Consider the following 6086-nt stretch of genomic DNA (forward strand, 5'->3'; position numbering starts at 1 on the left):
GGGTGCCGTTCGTCGAGCCGGACCTCGCGGAGTTCGTGGAGCGCGCCGTGGAGAAGGGTCTGCTGACCGCGTCGAAGGACACGCCGAAGGCCGACGCGTACATCGTGGCCGTGCCGACCCCGTTCAAGGACGACCACGCCCCGGACCTGTCCTACATCGAGGCCGCCGCCCGCGCCCTGGCCCCGCAGCTGACCGGCGACGAGCTGGTGATCCTCGAGTCCACCTCGCCCCCCGGCGCCACCGAGCACATGGCCGAGGTCGTCTACGGCGAGCGCCCGGACCTGCGCGAGGCCGGTCTGGACTTCGCCCACTGCCCCGAGCGCGTGCTCCCGGGCCGCGTGATGGTCGAGCTCGTCACCAACGACCGGATCGTCGGCGGCTCCACCCCGGAGGCCGCGCAGCGCACCGAGCGGCTGTACCGCACGTTCTGCGAGGGCGAGATCCTGCTGACCGACTGCCGCACCGCGGAGATGGCCAAGCTCGTGGAGAACTCCTTCCGCGACGTGAACATCGCCTTCGCCAACGAGCTGTCCCTGATCTGCGCGGAGCAGGGCATCGACGTGTGGGAGCTCATCGAGCTCGCCAACCACCACCCCCGCGTCAACATCCTCCAGCCCGGCCCGGGCGTGGGCGGGCACTGCATCGCCGTGGACCCGTGGTTCATCGTGGACGCCGCCCCGGACACCGCCCGCATCATCCGTGCGGCCCGCGAGATCAACGACGCGAAGCCCCAGTGGGTCATCGACCAGGTCAAGGCCGCCGCCTTCGACGTCCAGCAGGAGACCGGCCGCACCCCCGTGGTGGCCGCCCTGGGCCTGGCGTTCAAGCCGAACATCGACGACCTGCGCGAGTCCCCGGCGCTGAACATCGCCCACGACCTCGCCGACCAGTTCTCCGGCTCCGAGGTGCTCGTGGTCGAGCCCCACGTGGAGGAGCTGCCCGCGAAGCTGGCGGGGAAGGCCAACGTCCGCCTCGTCCACGCGGACGAGGCCGTGGAGGAGGCGGACATCGTCCTGCTCCTCGTGGACCACGACGCGTTCGCCGACCTCGGCCCGCGGGTGGCCGGCAAGCGCGTGGTGGACACGCGCGGGCAGTGGCGCGCGGCCGCGGAGGCCTGAGCCGTGGCGGACGCCCCGCCCGTCCCGTGGCGGGCCAACCTCGGCGTGCTCGCCCAGACCGTGGCCGAGCACGCGGTGGACGACCCGGTCCTGCTGGCCCTGCAGGGCTCCCGGCGGCTGCCCGACCGCCTGAGCGCCCCGGCCGCCCGGGCGCTGACAGCGCTCGGCCGCGCCGCCGGCGGCGTGCCCGCCGCGGTGGGCCTGCACATGGCCGGGGACGCTGAGACCGCGCACGAGCGCCTGTCCGCCGCGTCGGGGCCCCGCTCCGCCCCGGCCCGGGCGGACGTGCTCGTGCACCTGGCCGCCTTCGACGATGCGGCCGCCGTCCTGGACGCGGTCCCGCCGGCCCGCCGGGGCGCCGCCTGGCACGCCGCGGCCTCACGCCTGGCCCACCACACCGGCGACCTCGACGGCGCCGTGCGCCACGCCCGGGTCCACCGCCGCAACCGCGCCCTGGCCGCGCGCATGGCGGGGGAGCGGGAGGCGCTGACCGGCGCCTGGCCCACCCTGCCGTGCGAGACCGGGTACACGCCCCGCCCGGGCCGCGTGCTGCACGTTCTCACGAACTCCCTGCCCCACACCCGCTCCGGCTACGCCCAGCGCAGCCACGCGATCCTGCGCGCCCAGGCCGAGGCCGGGCTGGACGTGTCCGCCGTGACCCGCCCGGGCTACCCCGTGCAGGTGGGCGTGCCGTGGGCGCGGTCGGCCGACGTCGTGGACGGGATCGAGTACCGGCGGCTGACGCCGTCCCGTCCGGCCCAGGGCCAGGCCGCGCGCGTGCGCCAGCACGCCGCCCTGCTGCTGGAGCGGGTCCGGGCCGAGTGCCCGTCGCTGCTGCACACCACCACGCACTACGTGAACGCGATGGCCGTGCGCGCCGTGGCCGAGGCCTGCGGCATCCCGTGGGTGTACGAGGTCCGCGGCCGGCTGGCCGACACGTGGGCGTCCACCCGGGGCCCCGCCGCGGCCGCCTCGGCGCGCTACGCCGCCTTCACGGCCCGCGAGGCCGAGGCGGCGCGCGCGGCGGACGCCGTCGTCACCCTCGGGGAGGGCATGCGGGAGGCGCTCACCGCCGAGGGGGTGGACCCCCAGCGGATCGTCCTCGCCCCCAACGCGGTGGACGCCCGCTTCGAGGCCGCCCCGCCCACGCGCGCGGCGGCCCGTGAGCGCCTCGGCCTGGACCCGGACGCCCGGTACGTGGGCACCGTCTCCTCGATCGTGGACTACGAGGGCCTGGACCTGCTGGTCCGGGCCGTCGCCCGGCTCGCCCCCGAGCACCCCCGGCTGCGCCTGCGGATCGCCGGCGACGGCGTCGCCCTGCCCGGCCTGCGGGTGCTCGCCGAGCGCCTGGGCATCGCCGGGATCTGCGACTTCCCCGGACGGGTGGCCCGTGAGGAGGCCGTCTGGCACCACGCCGCGCTGGACGTCTTCTGCGTGCCGCGGCGCGACCTCACGGTCACCCGCACCGTCACACCCATGAAGTCCGTGGAGGCCTCCGCCCTCGGCCGCCCCGTGGTGGCCTCGGACCTGCCCGCGCTCGCGGAGCTGGTCCAGGACGGCGTCACCGGCCGCCTGTTCCGCCCCGAGGACCCGGACGCGCTCGCGGCCGTCCTCGCCGACCTGCTGGCCCGCCCGGAGGAGGCCGAGCGCCTCGGCCGCGCCGGCCGGGAGTGGGCGCTGGACACCCGCACCTGGACCGGCAATGCCGGCCGATACCGCGACCTGTACACCTCACTGGGAGTGACCGATGCCTGAGAAGCCCCTGCCCCGCCGACTCGTGAGCGCCGGAGGGCGCGCCCTGCGCGCTGTCCGCCGGGGCGTGGAGCCCGAACTCAGCCCCGCGGTCCGCCGCCGGCTGTCCCGTACCGTCCGCTCCCTCCCGGAGCCGGTCTCCGAGCGCATCCGGGGGGCTGCCCGCATTACCCCCCGCGCCGCCGCGGGCGGCGGTGGCGGAGGCCGGGGGCGGGGTCGGGGACGAGGCCGTCCCGCGCCGGCCATGGACCCCCTGGACCTGCTGGTCGAGGTCCGTGCGGCGGGCGTGCAGGTGGCCGGCCGCGCCGCCGCCAGCGTGCGGGACGACGCCGGCGCCGCCGCCCGCCTGGACCGTGCCCTGCACGGCGCCCACCCGGACCGCGGCCGTCCGACCGGCGGCGGGCGGCGGGTCGCCGTCCTGACCCGTCCGGCCCTGGAGGAGGCGCTCTCGGCCGCCGGCCACGCGGTGGAGCCGCTCGTGCCCGGCACCGCGCGCGCCGTGATGGGCCGCGTGGAGGTCGCCGTCCTGGACCTCGAGGGGTTCACCGGCGTGTGGGGCGGCGCCCTGGACGCCGAGGGCGTGGGGCTGCTGCGCGAGGTGATGGCCGCCGTCGAGGAGGGGGCCCGCCGCGGGGTCACCACGTGGCTGGCCGCCGGCACGGGGCACCGCAGCCATCTCGGCGCCCCGACCCTGCTGGCGCACCCGGACGTCCATCCGCTGGACGTGCTGGATCCCGCCCCGCCGATCCACCACACCGAGGACCCCACCGACGCCCCGCGCGGCGTGGCGGACGTGGTCCTGGCGGTCCTGCACGACGCCGAGCCCACCCTCCGTCCCACCGCCCGGGAGGCCCACGCATGAGCACCGAGTCCTGGATCCCCCGCCCCGCCGACGCCCCCGCGGACCCCGCGGGTCCGCGCGGGCCCGTCGTCCTGCTGTACGGGGACGTGGACCTGAACGTCCTGGACGGGTCCGCCGTGTGGCTCGGTTCGATGGCCGAGACCTGGGTGGCCGCGGGCGCCGAGGTCCACGTCCAGCTCAAGGCGCAGGAGCGGCGGGACGTGCTCACCTCCGGGCTGCGCGCGCTGGCAGGGGTGACCCTGCACGAGGCCCGCCCCGAGGCCGGGTCCGACCAGATGGACCGGCCCCGCGCCGTCCAGGTCCTCGAGGAGCTGGCCGAGCGGGTGCACCCGGACGTCGTGATGGTGCGCGGCATCCACCTGTGCGCGGAGGCCGCCCGTCGCGGCGCGTTCCCGGGCCGGCTGTGGTCCTACGTCACCGAGCTCGGCTACCCGGCGACCTCCGCGGTCCCGGCGGGGCTGGAGACCGTCCGGACGATCGCGGCCGCCAGCCGGGTCATGCTCGCCCAGACCGAGGACGCCCGCGCCGTGCTGGAGGCGTACGTGCCCGAGGCCGCCGGCCGCACGCTCGTGCTCACCCCGATGATCCCGGACGCGCTCGTGGCCTCCGCGGCCCAGGCCCGCGCCCACGGCGACGCCGCCGCGCACTCTGACGCCGGCCGTCCGCTCGAGCTGGTCTACACCGGCAAGTTCGCCCGCGCCTGGCGCACCGACCTGATGCCGGCGCTCGTGCCCGCCCTCGGCGCCCACGGCGTGGCCGCGCACCTGACGATGGTGGGGGACAAGGTCCACCGGGAGAAGGCGGACCCCGCCTTCCACGGCCGCATGACCGACCTCATGCAGGCCCCGGACCCCGCCGTGACCTGGACCGGGGGCGTGCCGCGCAGCGCCGCCCTGGACCACACCGCCCGCGCGGACGTGGCCCTGAGCTGGCGCTCCCCGGCCCTGGACGTGAGCCTGGAGATGTCCACGAAGGTCCTCGAGTCCTGCGCGCTCGGCGTCCCCCCGGTGCTCAACCGCACCGCGGCGCACGAGCGGCTCCTCGGCGCGGACTGGCCCCTGTTCGTTGACCCGCACACCGACTCCGTCGAGGGCGTGGCCCGGCTGCTGGCCCAGGCGCGCCCGCACCTGGGCTCGCTGGCCGAGCGCGCCGTGGCCGCCGCCGCCCCGTACCGGGTCTCCGCCCGGGCCGAGGTGCTGCGCGGCTACGTGGCACGCGTGGTGCCGGGCTTCGGGCCGGACGCCGCGCCCGCCGCGGACCCGGCGGCGGACGGGGGCCGTCCGCTGCGCGTGGTGGTGGCCGGCCACGACCTCAAGTTCGCCGGCGAGCTGCTGGACCTGCTGCGCGCCCACCCGCGCGTGGACCTGCGGATCGATGCCTGGGAGACCCTGCACCGCCACGACGAGTCCGCCTCCCGCGCGCACGCCGCGTGGGCGGACGTGGTGCTGTGCGAGTGGGCGGGGCCCAACGCGGTCTGGTACGCCCGCCACAAGCGCCCTGGTCAGCGGCTCGTGGTGCGCCTGCACATGTTCGAGCTGCGCGGCGCCTGGCTGCAGGACCTGGACCTGGACGCGGTGGACACGCTCGTGACCGTCTCGGACCACTACCGGGACCTCACCGTGGAGGCCCTCGGCGCGGACCCGGCGCGCGTGCGGGTGATCCCCAACGCCGTCTCCGTGGCGGACCTGTCCCGCGAGCCCGTGGCCGGCGCCGAGTTCCGCCTCGGCCTGGTGGGGATCGTCCCCCTGCGCAAGCGCCTGGACCGCGCCCTGGACCTGCTGCGGGCCCTGCGCGCCGAGGACGACCGGTTCACCCTCCACGTGCGCGGGCGCATGCCGTGGGAGTACCGCCACGAGTGGCACAAGCCCCTCCAGCGGGAGGGGTACCTGGACCTGTTCGCCCGGCTGGGCGGGGACCCGCTGCACCGGGCGGTGGCGTTCGAGCCGTTCGGCGCGGACATGGGCACGTGGCTGCGCCGCATGGGCTGGGTGCTCTCGCCCAGCTCCGTGGAGAGCTTCCACCTGGCCCCCGCCGAGGGGATGGCGGCCGGGGCGATCCCGGTGATCTGGGACCGCCCGGGCGCCGCCGGCGTGTTCGGAGCGGACCTCGTCCACGCGGACACCGACGCCGCCGCCCGCTGGATCCTCGAGCTCACCCAGGATGCCGCGCGCCGGCAGGAGTGGTCCGAGCGCATGCGCGAGCGGGTCCTCGCCTTCGACGAGCGCACCGTGGCCCGGGCCTGGGCGCAGGCGCTCGGCCTGGACTGAAGGCCGTCGGGCTCGCCTCTGCCGGTCCCAGCTCAGCGGACGCCGAGCACGACGTCGGCGAGGGCGGGCAGGACGCGGTCCTCAGCG

The 6086-nt window shown here is 77.1% G+C and carries 4 protein-coding genes; all 4 read left to right on the forward strand.

What is annotated here, in order from left to right:
* A partial coding sequence (gene wecC / locus Q4D18_RS05150; RefSeq protein ID WP_368389631.1) for a UDP-N-acetyl-D-mannosamine dehydrogenase occupies positions 1 to 1118 on the forward strand: 1118 nt, incomplete at its 5' end.
* 3 nt (positions 1119 to 1121) lie between these two features.
* Positions 1122 to 2873 (forward strand): glycosyltransferase, encoded by a 1752-nt coding sequence (locus tag Q4D18_RS05155; RefSeq protein WP_303126331.1) that lies wholly within the window; start codon positions 1122 to 1124, stop codon positions 2871 to 2873.
* Between the two features lie 241 nt (positions 2874 to 3114).
* Positions 3115 to 3732, forward strand: a complete 618-nt coding sequence (locus Q4D18_RS05160; protein ID WP_303126332.1) for a hypothetical protein — start codon at positions 3115 to 3117, stop codon at positions 3730 to 3732.
* Positions 3729 to 5999 carry a glycosyltransferase gene (locus Q4D18_RS05165; protein WP_303126333.1) on the forward strand — a complete coding sequence of 757 codons (2271 nt, stop codon included), beginning with the start codon at positions 3729 to 3731 and terminating at the stop codon, positions 5997 to 5999. Before Q4D18_RS05160 ends, Q4D18_RS05165 begins: the two co-directional genes overlap by 4 nt.
* The last annotated feature ends 87 nt before the right edge of the window (positions 6000 to 6086 follow it).

The sequence above is a fragment of the Micrococcus sp. genome, from assembly GCF_030523875.1.
Taxonomy (GTDB): Bacteria; Actinomycetota; Actinomycetes; order Actinomycetales; family Micrococcaceae; genus Micrococcus.